This is a genomic window from Klenkia terrae, assembly GCF_900491935.1.
Taxonomy (GTDB): Bacteria; Actinomycetota; Actinomycetes; order Mycobacteriales; family Geodermatophilaceae; genus Klenkia; species Klenkia terrae.
In genome coordinates this window covers 3,101,789-3,117,264 of the sequence record NZ_UEXK01000004.1, presented here as the reverse complement: position 1 = coordinate 3,117,264, position 15,476 = coordinate 3,101,789, and the positions used below count along the sequence as shown (strand labels likewise).

Here is a 15,476-nt window from a genome sequence, read left to right as displayed (position 1 = left end):
GGCCATGGTCCTCGTCACGCGTCGCGGGTCCGCAACCGCCACACGGCCGCGGCCAGCCCCACGACCACGTAGCCGACCAGCACGGCGAACCCGGTCCACGGCGCGAACTGGTCGGCGGTGGTGGTCAGCCGCAGCAGGCTGCCCCCGGCCGACCCGGGCAGCCAGCGCACGACGTCGGGGCCCCAGTCGGCCGGCAGCAGGTTGCCCAGGATCGGCAGCAGGAAGACCAGGCCGAACAGCGTGGCCACCCCGCCGGCGGTGGAGCGCAGCAGCCAGCCCAGCGCGGAGCCGAGCAGGGTGATCGCGGTCAGGTAGAGCGCCGTCCCCAGGACGACCCGCAGGACGCCGTCCTCCCCCAGCCCGGGCATGCCGTCGGTGACGGCCGAGCCGACCGCGTAGGCGACCAGCGCGGCGACCGCGGAGGTGACCAGCACGAGGCCGCCGAGCACGGCGGCCTTGGCGACGACGACCGGCCAGCGCCGCGGCGCCGCGGCGAAGGTGCTGCGGATCGTGCCGGAGGTGTACTCGCCGGTGACCAGCAGGACGCCGAGCACGCCGAGGGCGAGCTGGGCCAGGTTGTAGCCGGCCAGCGCCAGGGTGAGCGGCTGGGCGAAGTCCACGCCGGGCGGCCCGCCGCCGTTGCCCCCGGGTCCGCCGTCGTCGGCGGTGGAGGTGAACAGCAGGCCGAGCAGCACCATGCCGACCAGCGAGCCCACCAGCACGTACCAGGTGGAGCGCAGCGAGCGGGCCTTGATCCACTCACCGCGCAGCAGTCCGGCGGTGGTCGGGGGGCGCTCCAGGGTGGTGGTCATGCCGGCTGCTCCTCGGTGCGGTACTCGCGGTCGTCGGCGGTGAGCGCCATGAACGCCTCCTCCAGGGAGGCCTGGACGGCGGTCAGCTCGTGCAGGGCGATGCCGGCGGCCGCGGCCCGGTCGCCGATCACCTCGGTCGGCACACCCCGGACCAGCAGGACGCCGGCCTCGGCGGACTCGACGGCGACGTCCGGCCCGGCCAGCAGCCCGGCGAGCTCGGCGGCCCGCGGGCTGCGCACCCGGACGCCGTCCCCGCCGGCCCGGCGGAGGAACTCCGCGGTGGACACGTCGGCGACCAGCCGGCCGCGGCCCATGACCACCAGATGGTCGGCGGTCACCGCCATCTCGGCCATCAGGTGGGAGGAGAAGAAGACGGTGCGGCCCTCCGCGGCCAGCCGGCGGGCCAGGGTGCGGATCCACAGGACGCCGTCGGGGTCCAGCCCGTTCACCGGCTCGTCGAGGACGACGGTGGCCGGGTCGCCGAGCAGCGCGGTGGCCACGCCCAGACGCTGGCCCATGCCCAGGGAGAACCCGCCGACCCGCTTCCCGGCGACCCCCGTGAGGCCGGACAGCTCCAGCACGGTGTCCACCCGCTCCCGGGGCAACCCGCCCGCGGCGGCCAGGGATTGCAGGTGCGCCCGGGCGGTGCGGCCCGGGTGCAGCGCGCGGGCCTCCAGCAGCGCGCCGACCTGGCGCAGCGGGTCGCGGTGCTCGGCGTAGGGCTTGCCGTTGACCAGGGCGGTGCCCGCGGTGGGCCGGTCCAGGCCCAGGACCATCCGCATGGTGGTGGACTTGCCGGCGCCGTTGGGGCCCAGGAAGCCGGTGACCACGCCCGGCTGGACGGTCACCGTCACGTCGTCGACGGCGAGGCGGTCGCCGTACCGCTTGGTCAGCCCGCGCAGTTCGATCATGCCCACGATCCTGCTGCGGTCGACCGCCGGCCGCGTCGCCCGCGCGGCGTCACCTGCCCCGCCCGGACTACGCCTGCAGGGGTAGGCGCTCGTACCGTGCGGGCATGAAGATCGCCGAGGCGCTGTCGCTGCGCACCGACGCCCGCCGCCGGGTCGACCAGCTGCGGGCCCGGATCACCGCCAACGCCCGGTACCAGGAGGGCGAGGAGCCCACCGAGAGCTCCGCCGAGCTGCTGGTGGAGGCCGAGCGGGCCCTCGACGAGCTGGAGTCGTGGATCGGCCGGATCAACCGGACCAACGCCGCGGTCGACCTGGGCGCCGACGGCACGATGACCGACGCCCTGGCCACCCGGGACGTGCTCCGGCTGCGGCACGCGCTGCTCACGTCGGCCGCCGACGCCGCCGCCGGCACCGGGTTCCGGCAGCTGCGCAGCGAGCTGCGCCAGCTCACGTCCCTGCCGGTGCGCGAGCTGCGGAGCCGGGCCGACGACGTCGCCCGGCAGCTGCGCGAGCTCGACGTCCGGATCCAGCAGGCGAACTGGACCCACGATCTGGTGGACTGAGCACGGCCGCCGCGGGAGTCGGTAGCCGCAGGAGGGTGGACACGAACCCGACGGGCCGGCGGGTCATCCGGCCCACCGATGGCGGGCGAGGGGCAGCCCGGGGGGTTCGACTCCCCCGATCACGACGCAGCCCGGAACCGCGCACCGGTGACCGCGCAACCAGCACGCACCACCACCACCACGTGTCAGCTCCTGCGGCGAGGGCGGGTCCGGGGACCTCCCGCGGCGGCCGCTCTCCACCCCTGGGTGGAGGGCGGATGGGCCCCACGGCCGATGTGCGCGGGCCGCCTGCGCCCGAGACTCGTCGGCATGGAGAACGTGTCGCACGGCCCCGAGATCGCCCGGGTGCTCCGCCAGCTCCGGCTCGCCGTCCACCGCGGGGACGTCGTCCTCGACGCCGCGCGGGTGGACTCCTGGCCGCCCGGCGCCCGGTTGGCGCTGGACCAGTGCGCGCGCCGGGCGCAGGCCCGCGGGCACCGGTTCGTGGTCCGGGCGGCCGCCTGAGTCAGTCCGGGAACCGCCGCGGCTTCACCACCGGCGGCGCGGGTTCGGGGTCCAGGCCCGTGAGGTAGCCGGCCTGCACCCAGGTGTCGATCACGGCCGGGCCGAGGTCCCGGGGCACCGAGTAGGTGACCCGCCCCCACCACCGGCCCTCGGCGTCCTGCCGCCAGGCCAGCAGGACGGCGGGGTAGACGTCCTGGAGCTGCCCGGGCATGCCGGCCACCCAGCAGTGGCGAGCCGGTTCACCGGCCCGGTCGGCAGCAGCAGCCATGCGCCCATGATGGCACGCCGTCGAACGTGTGTTCGACTCAGTCGGTCATGGGTTCAGGCGGACCAGTCGGGGTCCGAGCGCACCCGGTGGGTGGGGTCCGCGCTGTTGCCCACCCCGGCGGTCCGGCTGCCCTGGTGCGCGCGGCGCAGCGCCTCCCGGGAGCTGACCAGCCCGCCCTCGGGGTCGGGCACGATGCCGCGGATGCGGTGGTCGGTGGACCCCATGCTGTTGGGCAGGCTCATGATCAGGTCCGCGGCGAGCTCGTGCGGCAGCGGCGTCAGCCACGACGCGATCGTGGCGACCAGCTTCGGCGGCACCGGCGGGAAGGGCACCCACAGCCGGCGCAGCCCCGCCTCGGCGGCGTAGGCCTTGATCAAGTCGGCGTACGTGGGCTGCTCGCCGTTGGAGACCTCGTAGGCCCCCGCCGGGAGGAGGTCGCGGTCGGCGGCGGCGACCAGGTAGTGCAGGACGTCGGTGACCGCGATCGGGGACACCGGGTGCTGCATCCAGGTCGGCAGGGGGATGACCGGCACCCGGTCGGCGATGTGCCGGACCAGCTCGTAGGACGTCGACCCACCGCCGAGCACGACCGCCGCGCGCAGCCACACCAGCTCGACCCCGGCCTCCCCGAGGGCGTCGCCGACGTCGGCGCGGCTCTCCAGGTGCTCGGAGAGCTCCTCCTGCTGGGGCACGAACCCACCCAGGTAGACGATCCGGGACACCCCGGCGTCCCGGGCGGCCGACGCGAACTGCCGGGCGCTGTCCAGGTCCTGGGCGGCGAAGTCGCCCTCGCCGATGGAGTGCACCAGGAAGTAGGCGACCTCCACGTCCCCCGCCTCGGCGAACGCCTGCCGGCAGGACCCGGCGTCCGAGACGTCCAGCGCCACCTCGGCCACGTCGTCGGACCAGTCCAGGTCGGCCAGCTTCGCGACGTCGCGGGCGGTGGCCACCACCTCGTGGCCGGCGCGGTCGAGCTGCACCACGAGCCGGGACCCGATGTAGCCGGAGGAACCTGTCACCAGACAACGAGTCACCAGTGGTGGATGCCTCCGCCGTGACCTGCGCAAACCGGAGGAGACGAGTCCCTCACGGCGACGGTGTGCCCCCGGCAGGATTCGAACCTGCGGCACACGGTTTAGGAAACCGATGCTCTATCCCCTGAGCTACGGGGGCCCGGGTGCGGTCCCGAGGTTAGCGGGCGCGTCGCTGCGGGCCGGGAACACCCGGACGGGGAAGATCGTCGGAGAGGGCAAGGCGGAACCGATGCGGAACGGTTACCGTGTCTGTCCGGAGTCGGGTGGTCACCCGGCACCAGGTCCCGGCACCGACGCCGGGCAGGAGGTGGAACCAGCAGCATGAGCAGCACGCAGCAGGTGCACGTCGAGGACGCCCCCATGCGCGGGCGCTTCGAGGTGATGGTCGACGGCCAGGTCGTCGGCATGGCCAGCTACCACGTCGAGGGCGACGTCATGACCCTCCCGCACACCGAGGTCTCCCCCGCGGTCGCCGGGCGGGGCATCGGCACCGTGCTGGTCGCCGCCGTCCTGGCCGCCGCCCGCGAGCGGCACCTCACCGTGCTCCCCTACTGCTCCTTCGTGCGGCACTACCTGCAGACGCACCCCGAGGACGTCGACCTGGTCGCCCCGGACGAGCGCCCCCACTTCGGCCTCTAGCCCGCCCAGGCCGCCTGCAGGGGCCCGTCGCGAGCTTGCTCGTGGCGGGGTGCAGGCGTGTCCTTTCCGTTACGGTCGGGTGTGCCGACCGCCATCCACTGGTTCCGCCGCGACCTCCGCCTGGCCGACAACCCGGCGCTGCTGGCCGCGCGCGACGCCGGCGACGTGCTGCCGCTGTTCGTCGTCGACCCGGCGCTGTGGGAGGTCTCCGGTGACCCGCGCAAGCACTTCCTGGCCGGCTGCCTGGCCGACCTGCACGAGGCCACCGACGGCCGGCTGGTGATCCGGCACGGCACGCCGCAGGACGTCGTCCCCGCGCTGGCCCGGGAGGTCGACGCCGCCTCGGTGCACGTCGCCGGGGACACCGGGCCCTACGGACGACGCCGCGACGCCGCGGTGGAGAAGGCCCTGGGCGACGTCGACCTGGTCCGCACCGGGTCGGCCTACGCCATCGCCCCGGGCACGATCACCAAGGACGACGGCGACCCGCTGAAGGTCTTCACCCCGTTCAAGCGCCGCTGGCTCGACCACGGCTGGCCCGACCCGGCCCCCCGCCCGCGCTCGGTCGGCTGGGCCCGCGCGGACTCCGAGGACCTGCCCGAGGCCCCCGACCTCGGCGGCACCGAGGTGCTCGAGCCCGGCGAGACCGCCGCCGGCAAGCGCTGGCGGGAGTTCCGGGACGAGCGCCTGGTGGACTACGACGGCCAGCGCGACCGCCCTGACCTGGACGCCACCAGCCGGATGTCCGCGCACCTGCACCTGGGCACCGTGCACCCGCGCACCCTGCTGCACGACATCGCCCGGTCCGGGCTGACCGGCCCCGGCGTGGACACCTACGTCTCCGAGCTGTGCTGGCGGGAGTTCTACGCCGACGTGCTCTGGCACCGGCCCGAGACCGCCCGGGAGTACTACAACCCCGAGCTGCAGGGCATCACCTACTCCACCGGGCAGGGCGCCGAGGAGGACTTCGAGGCCTGGGCCCAGGGCCGCACCGGCTTCCCGATCGTGGACGCCGGCATGCGCCAGCTGCTGGCCCAGGGCTGGATGCACAACCGGCTGCGGATGATCGTGGGCAGCTTCCTGGTCAAGGACCTGCACCAGGAGTGGACCACCGGCGCCCGGTACTTCATGCAGCACCTGGTCGACGGCGACCTGGCCAGCAACAACCACGGCTGGCAGTGGGTGGCCGGCACCGGCACCGACGCCTCGCCCTACTACCGGGTGTTCAACCCGACGACCCAGGGCAAGAAGTTCGACCCGGACGGCGGCTACGTCAAGCGCTGGGTGCCCGAGCTGCGCGACCTGGACGCCAAGCACGTCCACGAGCCCTGGACGGCGCCCGGCGGCGTCCCCGACGGGTACCCGGAGCCGATCGTGGACCACGCGCACGAGCGGCAGGTCGCCCTCGACCGCTACCAGGCGGCCAAGGGCCGCTGAGCCGGGTCCGGCGGGGCTGTCCCCGCAGGGACAACGTCCGGGTCAGCTGAGCCAAGACCGGAGGGGGCTGCCGGGCGAGGGTGGGGAGGACACCCCGACCGCTCCCTCGGAGGCCCCCGTGACGCTCGCGCCGCCGGAACCCAGCACCGCCACGCCGCAGCAGACCACCGTCGTCCGCGGCGCCTGCCCGCACGACTGCCCGGACACCTGCGCGATGCTCGTGACCGTCACCGACGGCGTCGCCGTCCAGGTGGCCGGCGACCCCGACCACCCGTACACCGCGGGCGGCCTGTGCGTGAAGGTCAACAACTACCTGGACCGGGTGTACGACCCCGGCCGGGTGCTGTTCCCGATGCGCCGCACCGGCCCCAAGGGCAGCGGGCAGTTCGAGCGGATCAGCTGGGACGCCGCGATCGGCGAGATCGCCACCCGGCTGCGGGCCACCGTCGAGGAGTTCGGTCCCGAGTCGGTCATGCCGGTCAGCTACCTGGGCACCCAGGGCATCCTCAACGGCCTGAACGTGGGCGACCCGTTCTTCGCGAAGCTGGGTGCCACGGTCGCCGAGCGGACCTACTGCGACTCCGGCTCGTGCACCGCCTACGCGATGACCATCGGCGACACCGCCGGGGGTGGACCCGGAGAGCCTGGTGCACTCCCGGTTCATCCTCATCTGGGCCTGCAACGTGCAGAGCACCAACCTGCACCTGTGGCCATACATCGCCGAGGCCCGCAAGCGCGGCGCCAAGGTCGTCGTGGTCGACCCGGTGCGGACCCGGACGGCCGCCGCCGCCGACCAGCACATCGCGCTGCGCCCGGGCACCGACGGCGCGCTGGCCCTGGCGATGGCGCACGTGATCATCGCCGAGGGGCTGACCGACGACGACTACGTCGAGCAGTTCACCGTCGGCTACCCCGAGTTCGCCGAGCGGGTCGAGCAGTACACCCCGGAGTGGGCCGAGGCGGAGACCGGCGTCCCCGCCGAGACCATCCGCACCCTGGCCCGGGAGTACGCCACCGCCCAGCCCTCGGTCATCCGGATCGGCGTCGCCGTCGAGCGGCACGCCGGCGGTGGCCAGGCGGTCCGGGCGCTGTCCTGCCTGCCCGGGCTGGTCGGCGCGTGGCGCAAGCCCGGCGGCGGCATCCTGCAGCTGCCGCTGTGGGCCTTCCCGGTCAACTGGGGTGCGTTCATGCACCCGGAGATGCTCACCCCGGGCACCCGGGTGATCAACCAGTACCGGTTGGGCTCGGCCCTGGCCGGCGAGCTGGACGGGCTACCGCTCAAGGCCCTGTTCGTCTACAACTCCAACCCGGTCGTGGTCTGCCCCGACCAGGACAAGCTGGTCGCCGGGCTGCAGCGCGAGGACCTGTTCACCGTGGTCAGCGAGCAGTTCATGACCGACACCGCGGACTACGCCGACATCGTGCTGCCCGCGACCACCCAGCTCGAGCAGGACGACATCATGTTCAGCTGGGGCCACCTGTTCGTGACCTACAACCACCGGTCCATCGACCCGCTGGGCGAGGCGGTGCCCAACACCGAGATGTTCCGCCGGCTGGCCGCGGCGATGGGCTTCGACGAGCCGGTCTTCCGGCGCACGGACGCCGAGATGGTCGCCGAGGCCTTCGACTGGTCGCACCCGAACATGGCCGGCATCACCGTGGAGTCGCTGCAGGAGAAGGGCTGGCAGCGGCTGGCCGTGCCCTCGCCCGACGAGTACGCCCCGCACGCGCAGGGCGGCTTCCCGACCGGGTCGGGCAAGGTCGAGTTCGTCGCCTCGGCCGCGGCCGGCGGGAACTTCGTCGTCCCGCTGTTCCGGCAGGGCTCGAACGACCACCAGCCCGGGCAACCGGTCGACCCGTTGCCGCACTACATCCCGCCGCGGGAGAACGCCGCCGGCGACCCGTCGCTGGCCGGCCGGTACCCGCTCAACCTGCTGACCCCGAAGTCGCACGCCTACCTGAACTCCAGCTTCGGCAACCACGAGTTCCACCGGAGGGTGCAGAAGGAGGCCACGCTCGTCCTGCACCCCGACGACGCGGCGGCCCGCGGCATCACCGAGGGCGCCCAGGTGCAGGTGTTCAACGACCGCGGCCGGTTCACCCTGGTCGCCAAGCTCGACGCCACCCTGCTGCCCGGGGTGGTGGTCAGCGCGATGGGCTCGTGGCGCAAGCACTCCCGGGCCGGCGCGACGCTGGCCGCGGTGAACCCGACGGCGTTCGCCGACCTGGGCAACGCGCCCACGTTCTCCGACACCCTGGTGGAGGTCGAGATCGCATGAGCTACGTGATCACCGACGCCTGCGTCGACGTGCTGGACCGGTCCTGCGTGGAGGAGTGCCCGGTCGACTGCATCTACCCCGGCGCCCGGATGGCCTACATCCACCCCGACGAGTGCGTGGACTGCGGCAAGTGCCTGCCGGCGTGCCCGAGCGACGCGATCCACTGGGAGTACAAGATGCCCCCGGAGCTGGAGCTCTTCGTGGCCGTCAACGCCGAGTTCGTCGCCGAGCACGGGCTCTCCGGGGGCGCCGGGGACGACGCCACCGACGCCGACCACCCGGTCGTGTCGCAGCGGAAGCCGGCGTGAGCGAGGTCCTCACCGCGGACCTGGTGGTGGTCGGCGCGGGTCCGGCCGGGCTGTACGCCACCTACTACGCGGGCTTCCGCGGCATGTCGGTCGTGGTGGTCGACGCCCTGGCCCAGCCCGGTGGCCAGATGACCGCGCTGTACCCGGAGAAGCCGGTGTTCGACGTCGCCGGCTTCCCCCGGGTGCGCGCCCAGGACCTGGTCGACGACCTGGTCGCCCAGGCCGCGCTGGCCGAGCCGACCTACCTCCTGGGCCACCGCGCGCTGGAGCTGGAGGAGGACGCGGACGGCGTCACGGTGCGCACCGACCGGGGCGCCGAGGTGCGGGCCCGGGCGATGCTGATCACCGGCGGCATGGGCGGGTTCCGGCCCCGACCGCTGCCGGCCGGCGGGGAGTTCGAGGGCCGCGGGCTGCGGTACACCGTGCCCCGGCCCGCGGACCTGGCGGGCAAGCACGTGCTGGTCGTCGGCGGCGGGGACTCCGCCGTCGACTGGGCGCTGGTGCTGGAGCCGCTGGCCGCCAGCGTGACCGTGGCCCACCGGCGGGACGCCTTCCGGGCGCACGAGCACAGCGTCGCCCAGCTGCGGGCGTCGTCGGTCCGGCTGCTGACGCCGTTCGAGGTGTCCGCCGTCCGGGGCGGGGACACCGTCGCCGAGGTGGACCTGCTCGGCCCGGCCGGCGGGCTGACCGTCGCGGTGGACGAGGTGGTCGCCGCGCTCGGCTTCCAGGCCGACCTGAAGGCGCTGGCCGGCTGGGGCATCGAGCTGACCGGCCGGCACATCCCGGTCGACCGGTCGATGCGCACCAACCGCGCCCGGGTGTTCGCCGCCGGGGACATCACCGACTTCCCCGGCAAGGTGCGGCTGATCTCCGTCGGGTTCGGCGAGGCCGCCCTGGCCGTGAACAACCTGGCCCCGCTGGTCCGCCCGGACCTGGCCGTCGTCCCGGGGCACTCCAGCGACTCCGCCTGACCCGGTGCACGATGGCCCCCTGACCCACGCACCTCATCGAGGAGGAGCTGCATGACGACCACGGCCACCGACGCCTACCGCGCCGCCCGGGACCAGCTGCTGGCGCTGCGGGGTGAGCACGCGCGCGCGGTCGCCGAGTTCGCCTGGCCCGACCTGGGCGACCGGTTCAACTGGGCGCACGACTGGTTCGACGCCTACGCCCGCGACGACCAGGGCACTGCGCTGTGGATCGCCGAGGCCGACGGCAGCGAGGCGAGGTACACCTTCGCCGAGGTGGTCCGCCGGTCGGACCAGGTGGCCCGCTGGCTGTCCTCGGTCGGGGTCGGCCGGGGCGACCGGGTCGTGCTGATGCTGGGCAACCAGGTCCAGCTGTGGGAGTCGATGCTGGCGGTGATGAAGCTCGGCGCGGTCATCATGCCCACGACCACCGCGCTGGGCCCGGCCGACCTGGTCGACCGGATCGAGCGCGGCGGCGCGGCCCACGTGGTCGCCAACGCCGCGGACACGCCCAAGTTCGCCGACGTGCCCGGGGACTACACCTGCATCGCCGTCGGCGACCCGGTCGAGGGCTGGCTGCCCTACGCCGCCGCCGACGAGGTGGACGACGCCCCCGTCGAGCACCCGGGGACCGCGCCGGGTGACCCGCTGCTGCTGTACTTCACCTCCGGGACGACGTCGCGGCCCAAGCTGGTCGAGCACACCCAGGTCAGCTACCCCCTGGGCCACCTGTCCACGGTGTACTGGCTGGGCCTGCAGCCCGGCGACGTGCACCTGAACATCAGCTCGCCCGGGTGGGCCAAGCACGCCTGGTCGTGCTTCTTCGCCCCGTGGATCACCGGCGCCACGATCTACCTCTACAACTACGCGCGCTTCGACGCCCCGGCCCTGCTCGACCGGATCCGCTCGGCCGGGGTCACCACGTTCTGCGCCCCGCCCACGGTGTGGCGGATGCTCATCCAGGCCGACCTGTCCGGCGGCCCGGGCGCGCTGCGCGAGGTCATCGCGGCCGGCGAACCGCTCAACCCCGAGGTCATCTCCCAGGTCGAGAAGGCGTGGGGGCTCACGCTGCGGGACGGGTTCGGCCAGACAGAGATGACCGCCGTCGTCGGCAACACCCCCGGCTCCCCCGTCAAGCCAGGCTCCATGGGGCGGCCGCTGCCGGGCTGCCCGGTGGTGCTCGTCGACCCGGTCACCGGCGAGGTCGGCGACGAGGGCGAGATCTGCCTGGACCTGTCGGCGCGACCGCTGCCGCTGATGACCGGCTACGCCGGGGACCCGGTGCGCAACGCCGACGCCATGGCCGGCGGGTATTACCACACCGGGGACGTCGCGACCCGGGACGCCGAGGGCTACATCACCTACGTCGGGCGCACCGACGACGTCTTCAAGGCCAGCGACTACAAGATCAGCCCGTTCGAGCTGGAGAGCGTGCTGATCGAGCACCCGGCCGTCGCCGAGGCCGCCGTCGTCCCCGCCCCCGACCCGGTCCGGGCCGCCGTCCCCAAGGCCTACATCGCCCTGGCCGCCGGGTACGAGCCGACCGCGGAGACCGCCCGGTCGATCCTGGCGCACGCCCGGGCGAACCTGGCCCCGTTCCTGCGGGTCCGCAAGGTCGAGTTCCACGAGCTGCCCAAGACCATCTCCGGCAAGATCCGCCGGGTCGAGCTGCGCCAGCGCGAGGAGGCCGGCGACGGCGGGGCGACCGAGTTCAGCGACACCGACTTCCCCGACCTGCGCGGCTGACGCGCCGCGGGCTCAGCCGCCGAGCTGGGCCCGCCGCGCGCTGGGGGTCATGCCGAACCGGGCGCGGAACACCCGGCAGAAGTGCGCGTGGTCGGGCAGGCCGTGCCGGGCCGCGCCCGCCCCGATCGGCAGCGCCGCGGCGGCGGGGTCCACCAGCGCGCGCCAGCAGCGCTGCAAGCGCTGCTCCCGCAGGTGCTCCACCGGCGTCGTCCCGGAGGCCCGGAAGATCCGGTTCAGGTAGCTCAGCGAGATGGCGCAGGCGTCGGCGACGTCCTGCGGGCTGAGGTCGGCCTCGCCGAGGTGGGCCTCGACGAACCGCTGGGCTCGGTGCAGGTGCAGGTCGGTGCTGCGGGCGGCCGGGGCCTCGCTGCGCACCAGGGCGACGATGAGGTCGCCGACGGTCTGCGTCATGGCCGCCGCGGCCGGGCCGGCCAGCTCGTCGCCGTCCAGCCGGTGCAGCGCGGAGAGGAACGGCGGCACGGTGGCGGCGATCCCGTACCGGCCGTCGAACCGGACGGCGGTGACCTGCTGCATCTCCGCGGCCGACAGCGGCAGCAACCGCTTGGGGTGCAGGCACACCGAGTAGGCGAAGGACCCGCTCGTCTCGAAGACGAAGGGCCGGCTGCTGTCGTAGAGCACGAAGTCACCCGGACCGATCACCGCCTCCCGGCCGTCCTGGGCGACCAGGGTGCTGCCCTGGCGGGCCAGGGCGATCTGCAGGTACTCCTCGTCGGCCCGGCGGACCAGCGACTGGGTGCGGGCGAACCGGTGCGGGCCGGCCTCGATCCGGCGGACCAGCGTCTCGCCGACGTGCGCGGCGGTCGCCCGTCCGCGGCTGGGCACGTCCTCCAGCGGCCGGACGTCGAGGGTGACGAACTGGTCGCAGACCGCCTCGCGCCAGAAGTCCAGCCGGTCGGGTGCGGCCACCGTCGCGGTGTCGATGCTGGTGATGGCCATGCCCGATCGTGGCCCATCCGTGTGACGTTGTCATCACACGGGTGTGACGCACGGCTCAGCCGGCCAGCGCCAGCCGCTCCGCCGCACGCGCCCCGACGTCGGAGTCGCAGCAGAACCCGCGGCCGCTGCGCTTGAGGCAGAGCAGGCCGAGCAGCCGGCCGTCGGCGTCGACGACGGCCGAGCGACGGCCGCCCTCGGCCAGCAGCCGGCGGTGGACGACGGCCAGGTCGGCGTCCGGGCGCACGGTCCGGCCCACCAGCGTGCCCCGCGGCGCGGCCGGGTCGGTGGGTGCGGCCCCGACCAGGTCGGCGCGCTCGACCACGGCGAGCAGGCGGTCGCCGTCGACCACCAGCAGGGCGTGCACGTGGTCGTCGGCGAAGAAGGCGCGGGCCTGCGCGACCGTGGTGGCCGGCGGGCTGGTGCGGGGGTGGGCGAGGAGGGCGGAGGCCACGGTCGCCCCGCGGGTCACGCCCCCGCGGCAAGGTCCCTCCACGATCCCCTCCTCACGTCGTCCTGCCCCCAGCGTGCCCCACCGACCGCGCGCAGGCTTGCCCGAGCGGCCACACCCCTTGTGCGACCGGGCACACCGGCCCGCGCCGTGGTGGGTCCTCAGCCGCGGGAGCGGATCCAGTCGGGCAGGACGCCGCTGGCCAGCACCTGCTCGCGCAGCGGGGTGACCAGCTCGACCAGCCGGCCGATCCCGTCCTCCCCCAGGTGCGCCCACCCCTCGACGGCGAGGAAGTCGGTGACGGTCTCGACGTCGTCCCGCAGGTCCCGTCCGGCCTGGGTCAGCCCGTCGTCGTCGACCAGCCCACGGGCCCGCAGGCGCTCGACGCCGGCGGCCCACTCCTCGTCGGTCCAGCCGCGGGTGGTGCGCACGAACTCGGTCGAGTCCGACGCGAGTCCGCCGGTGACCAGGGCCTCGACCGGGTCCAGACCGGCCGACAGCAGCGCCGTCACGTGGCCGTCGCCGCGGTGCTCGCGCAGCAGCAGCCCGGCGTGCCAGAGCTGCAGCAGCGGGTCCTCGGGCCACGGCTGCGCCGACCAGGCCGCGTAGACCGGCCGGCCGGCGGGCGTCAGGCCGGCGCAGGCCTCGCGGGCGAGCTCGACCGCCTCGGCCACGTCGGGCTCGCCGAGCACGTCGTGCAGCCGGGCCGCGACGCCGTCCCGCCGGGCGGTCGCCCACTCCTCCGGCGTCCCGGCCGCCCAGACCGCGGGCACCGCGGCCCGGACCAGCTTCGGGGCGAACACGTAGAAGGTCGAGATCACCAGCTCGGGGGCGCACGGCCCGAACGCCGAGCCCCGTGCCGCGAAGTAGCCGGCCCGGGTGGCCGGGACGCCGAACCGGTCGTAGGCCGCGGTGACCTCGGGGGCGAAGAAGCCGGTGACGTGCAGGGTCTCCAGGGTTCCCCAGGCGCGGCGGGCCAGGGCGGGGGTGACGGTCATGCCGCGATCCTGCACCCGGGGGACAATGGCGGGCGTGACTGCTGGTGCCTGAGGGCCACACCCTGTTCCGTCTCGCCCGTGACCAGCAGGCCGCGTTCGCCGGCCGCGAGGTGCACGTGACCAGCCCGCAGGGCCGGTTCGCCGCCGAGGCCGAGCTGGTCGACGGCCGGGTGGTCGACGAGGTCACCAGCTACGGCAAGCACCTGTTCGCGCTGTTCGGTCCGGACGTCGTCCACGTGCACCTGGGTCTCTACGGCAAGTACACGTCGGGCACCGGCCTGCCGCCCGAGCCGCGCGGTGCGCTGCGGATGCGCTGGGAGGGCCCGGGCACCGACGGCGCGGGCGCCTGGACCGACCTGCGCGGCGCCACCGCCTGCGAGCTGATCACCGACGGCGAGATGGGCCTGATCCTCGACCGGCTGGGCCCCGACCCGCTGCGCAGGTCCGACCCGGCGAAGGCCTACGCCCGGATCTCCCGCTCCCGGGTCACCGTCGGCGCGCTGCTCATGGACCAGGCCGTGCTGGCCGGCGTGGGCAACGTCTACCGGGCCGAGATCCTCTTCCGGCACGGGATCTCGCCGTTCCGCCCGGGCAAGCAGCTCACCGAGACCGAGTGGCTGGCGATGTGGACCGACCTGGTCGTGCTGATGAAGGCCGGCGTCCGCTCCGGCCGGATCATCACCACCCGGCCCGAGGACCGGGACCGCAAGCGCGGCGCCCCCACCCGGACCGACGCCAGCTACGTGTACCGCCGCACCGGCCTGCCGTGCCGGATCTGCGGCACCCCGGTGCGCACCGAGGTGATGGCCACCCGCAACCTGTTCTGGTGCCCCACGTGCCAGGCGGTCTGAGCATCCGGGTCGACGACCTCACCGACCCGCGGGTGCGCGAGCTGGTCGCGCTGCACGTGGGCGCGATGCTGGCCGACTCCCCGCCCGGCACGTCCTTCGCCCTGGACCTGACCGGGCTGACCGGCCCGGGCATGACGGCCTGGACGGCGTGGACCGACGACGACGGGCTCGCCGGCCTGGTCGCGCTGTCCGACGCCGGCGAGCTGAAGTCGATGCGCACCCACCCCGACCACCTGCGCCGCGGGGTGGCCGCGACGCTGCTGGTGCACGTGCTGGACCAGGCCCGCGCCCGGGGCCTGGACCGGGTGGTGCTGGAGACCGGCACGGCCCCCGCCTTCGGGCCCGCGGTGGCCCTGTACCGCCGGCACGGGTTCACCGACCGCCGGCCCTTCGGCGACTACGTGGCCGGCCCGGACAACCAGTTCCTGGAGCTGCGGCTCAGCTGAGCGCGCCCTTGGCCGGGTCGCCGGCGGGCACCGGCTCCAGGATGTGCACGACCAGCGGCTCGGCCAGGTCGTCCTTCACGCCCTCGCTGAGCTGGTTGAACGTCGTCCCGGCGCCGTGGGCCTCCAGGGCTGCGCCGTCCCGCCAGCGCTCGACCATGACCAGCACGCCCTTCCCGGCGTGCAGGGCGTAGAGCTCGCAGCCGTCCTCCTCGTGGACGGCGGGGATCGCCTCCGCGAACGAGTCGCGGACGGCGTCGAAGCGGTCGGGCTTGGGGGTGATGGTGGCGACGACGGTGATGGGCATGCC

General features: G+C 74.4%; 19 protein-coding genes, 1 tRNA gene and 1 pseudogene. 11 read left to right on the top strand and 10 right to left on the bottom strand.

The features are described 5' to 3' along the window. Positions 1 to 14 precede the first annotated feature (14 nt). Together LFA75_RS15660 and LFA75_RS15655 are read right to left on the bottom strand one after the other, a co-directional pair. Entirely contained in the window at positions 15 to 812 is a 798-nt protein-coding gene (locus LFA75_RS15660; protein WP_225234545.1) for an ABC transporter permease subunit, read from the bottom strand. Continuing rightward, entirely contained in the window at positions 809 to 1,723 is a 915-nt protein-coding gene (locus LFA75_RS15655) for an ATP-binding cassette domain-containing protein (RefSeq protein WP_225234544.1), read from the bottom strand. The genes LFA75_RS15660 and LFA75_RS15655 overlap by 4 nt, the downstream gene beginning before the upstream one ends. Positions 1,724 to 1,827: 104 nt before the next feature. Between LFA75_RS15655 and LFA75_RS15650 the strand changes: the two genes are divergently transcribed. Next, entirely contained in the window at positions 1,828 to 2,286 is a 459-nt protein-coding gene (locus LFA75_RS15650) for a DIP1984 family protein (RefSeq protein ID WP_225234543.1), read from the top strand. Between the two features lie 309 nt (positions 2,287 to 2,595). After that, positions 2,596 to 2,790, top strand: a complete 195-nt coding sequence (locus LFA75_RS15645; RefSeq protein ID WP_225234542.1) for a hypothetical protein — start codon at positions 2,596 to 2,598, stop codon at positions 2,788 to 2,790. Position 2,791: 1 nt separating this feature from the next. Here the strand turns inward: LFA75_RS15645 and LFA75_RS15640 are convergent, their stop codons facing one another. The 3 genes from LFA75_RS15640 to LFA75_RS15630 form a co-directional block, all read right to left on the bottom strand. Continuing rightward, entirely contained in the window at positions 2,792 to 3,058 is a 267-nt protein-coding gene (locus LFA75_RS15640) for a hypothetical protein (protein ID WP_225234541.1), read from the bottom strand. 53 nt (positions 3,059 to 3,111) lie between these two features. Further along, a complete protein-coding gene (locus LFA75_RS15635) occupies positions 3,112 to 4,077 on the bottom strand; it encodes an NAD(P)H-binding protein (protein ID WP_225234540.1) in 966 nt (321 codons plus the stop codon). Between the two features lie 81 nt (positions 4,078 to 4,158). Continuing rightward, positions 4,159 to 4,231 (bottom strand) — tRNA-Arg (locus LFA75_RS15630). Positions 4,232 to 4,413: 182 nt separating this feature from the next. Between LFA75_RS15630 and LFA75_RS15625 the strand changes: the two genes are divergently transcribed. From LFA75_RS15625 to LFA75_RS24140, 3 genes and pseudogenes are all read left to right on the top strand, one after another. Then, positions 4,414 to 4,731, top strand: a complete 318-nt coding sequence (locus tag LFA75_RS15625; RefSeq protein WP_225234539.1) for a GNAT family N-acetyltransferase — start codon at positions 4,414 to 4,416, stop codon at positions 4,729 to 4,731. An 81-nt stretch (positions 4,732 to 4,812) separates the two neighbouring features. After that, positions 4,813 to 6,168, top strand: coding sequence for a cryptochrome/photolyase family protein (locus LFA75_RS15620; RefSeq protein WP_225234538.1), 1,356 nt, complete (start codon positions 4,813 to 4,815; stop codon positions 6,166 to 6,168). Between the two features lie 214 nt (positions 6,169 to 6,382). After that, positions 6,383 to 6,439: pseudogene (locus LFA75_RS24140) on the top strand (hypothetical protein); the annotation flags it as partial. Between the two features lie 38 nt (positions 6,440 to 6,477). On the opposite strand, the gene LFA75_RS24135 reads toward LFA75_RS24140, so the two are convergent. Next, positions 6,478 to 6,642: a hypothetical protein gene (locus LFA75_RS24135; protein ID WP_336391677.1), complete on the bottom strand. Its 165-nt coding sequence runs from the start codon at positions 6,640 to 6,642 to the stop codon at positions 6,478 to 6,480. 155 nt (positions 6,643 to 6,797) lie between these two features. Between LFA75_RS24135 and LFA75_RS15610 the strand changes: the two genes are divergently transcribed. Genes LFA75_RS15610 through LFA75_RS15595 form a run of 4 tightly spaced genes read left to right on the top strand, consistent with a single transcriptional unit; the run spans position 6,798 to position 11,469 of the window. After that, a complete protein-coding gene (locus LFA75_RS15610) occupies positions 6,798 to 8,447 on the top strand; it encodes a molybdopterin-containing oxidoreductase family protein (protein WP_225234537.1) in 1,650 nt (549 codons plus the stop codon). After that, a complete protein-coding gene (fdxA, locus tag LFA75_RS15605; RefSeq protein ID WP_225236071.1) occupies positions 8,444 to 8,755 on the top strand; it encodes a ferredoxin in 312 nt (103 codons plus the stop codon). Before LFA75_RS15610 ends, fdxA begins: the two co-directional genes overlap by 4 nt. Then, complete coding sequence (locus LFA75_RS15600) at positions 8,752 to 9,726, top strand: NAD(P)/FAD-dependent oxidoreductase (RefSeq protein ID WP_225234536.1); 975 nt, start codon at positions 8,752 to 8,754, stop codon at positions 9,724 to 9,726. The genes fdxA and LFA75_RS15600 overlap by 4 nt, the downstream gene beginning before the upstream one ends. Before the next feature lie 51 nt (positions 9,727 to 9,777). Next, complete coding sequence (locus LFA75_RS15595) at positions 9,778 to 11,469, top strand: AMP-binding protein (RefSeq protein WP_225234535.1); 1,692 nt, start codon at positions 9,778 to 9,780, stop codon at positions 11,467 to 11,469. Between the two features lie 12 nt (positions 11,470 to 11,481). On the opposite strand, the gene LFA75_RS15590 is transcribed toward LFA75_RS15595, so the two are convergent. The 3 genes from LFA75_RS15590 to LFA75_RS15580 form a co-directional block, all read right to left on the bottom strand. Next, positions 11,482 to 12,426 carry an AraC-like ligand-binding domain-containing protein gene (locus LFA75_RS15590; RefSeq protein WP_225234534.1) on the bottom strand — a complete coding sequence of 315 codons (945 nt, stop codon included), beginning with the start codon at positions 12,424 to 12,426 and terminating at the stop codon, positions 11,482 to 11,484. A gap of 55 nt (positions 12,427 to 12,481) precedes the next feature. Further along, positions 12,482 to 12,895: a CBS domain-containing protein gene (locus LFA75_RS15585; protein WP_225234533.1), complete on the bottom strand. Its 414-nt coding sequence runs from the start codon at positions 12,893 to 12,895 to the stop codon at positions 12,482 to 12,484. Between the two features lie 140 nt (positions 12,896 to 13,035). After that, positions 13,036 to 13,872 (bottom strand): SCO6745 family protein, encoded by an 837-nt coding sequence (locus LFA75_RS15580; RefSeq protein WP_225234532.1) that lies wholly within the window; start codon positions 13,870 to 13,872, stop codon positions 13,036 to 13,038. A 44-nt stretch (positions 13,873 to 13,916) separates the two neighbouring features. Between LFA75_RS15580 and LFA75_RS15575 the strand changes: the two genes are divergently transcribed. Both LFA75_RS15575 and LFA75_RS15570 read left to right on the top strand, forming a co-directional pair. Continuing rightward, on the top strand, positions 13,917 to 14,723 hold the full coding sequence (locus tag LFA75_RS15575) for an Fpg/Nei family DNA glycosylase (RefSeq protein WP_225234531.1): 807 nt from the start codon (positions 13,917 to 13,919) through the stop codon (positions 14,721 to 14,723). Further along, positions 14,699 to 15,169, top strand: a complete 471-nt coding sequence (locus tag LFA75_RS15570) for a GNAT family N-acetyltransferase (RefSeq protein WP_225234530.1) — start codon at positions 14,699 to 14,701, stop codon at positions 15,167 to 15,169. The genes LFA75_RS15575 and LFA75_RS15570 overlap by 25 nt, the downstream gene beginning before the upstream one ends. On the opposite strand, the gene LFA75_RS15565 is transcribed toward LFA75_RS15570, so the two are convergent. Then, complete coding sequence (locus LFA75_RS15565) at positions 15,162 to 15,473, bottom strand: putative quinol monooxygenase (RefSeq protein ID WP_225234529.1); 312 nt, start codon at positions 15,471 to 15,473, stop codon at positions 15,162 to 15,164. The genes LFA75_RS15570 and LFA75_RS15565 overlap by 8 nt on opposite strands. Positions 15,474 to 15,476: the final 3 nt, after the last annotated feature.

Bases quoted from the DNA above. Each gene is read 5' to 3' on its own strand.
- LFA75_RS15565 (WP_225234529.1), bottom strand. From the start codon at position 15,473: ATGCCCATCACCGTCGTCGCCACCATCACCCCCAAGCCCGACCGCTTC.
- fdxA (WP_225236071.1), top strand. From the start codon at position 8,444: ATGAGCTACGTGATCACCGACGCCTGCGTCGACGTGCTGGACCGGTCC.
- LFA75_RS15655 (WP_225234544.1), bottom strand. From the start codon at position 1,723: ATGATCGAACTGCGCGGGCTGACCAAGCGGTACGGCGACCGCCTCGCC.
- LFA75_RS15595 (WP_225234535.1), top strand. From the start codon at position 9,778: ATGACGACCACGGCCACCGACGCCTACCGCGCCGCCCGGGACCAGCTG.
- LFA75_RS15580 (WP_225234532.1), bottom strand. From the start codon at position 13,872: ATGACCGTCACCCCCGCCCTGGCCCGCCGCGCCTGGGGAACCCTGGAG.
- LFA75_RS15625 (WP_225234539.1), top strand. From the start codon at position 4,414: ATGAGCAGCACGCAGCAGGTGCACGTCGAGGACGCCCCCATGCGCGGG.
- LFA75_RS15640 (WP_225234541.1), bottom strand. From the start codon at position 3,058: ATGGCTGCTGCTGCCGACCGGGCCGGTGAACCGGCTCGCCACTGCTGG.
- LFA75_RS15645 (WP_225234542.1), top strand. From the start codon at position 2,596: ATGGAGAACGTGTCGCACGGCCCCGAGATCGCCCGGGTGCTCCGCCAG.
- LFA75_RS24135 (WP_336391677.1), bottom strand. From the start codon at position 6,642: ATGACCGACTCGGGACCGAACTCCTCGACGGTGGCCCGCAGCCGGGTG.
- LFA75_RS15660 (WP_225234545.1), bottom strand. From the start codon at position 812: ATGACCACCACCCTGGAGCGCCCCCCGACCACCGCCGGACTGCTGCGC.
- LFA75_RS15590 (WP_225234534.1), bottom strand. From the start codon at position 12,426: ATGGCCATCACCAGCATCGACACCGCGACGGTGGCCGCACCCGACCGG.
- LFA75_RS15650 (WP_225234543.1), top strand. From the start codon at position 1,828: ATGAAGATCGCCGAGGCGCTGTCGCTGCGCACCGACGCCCGCCGCCGG.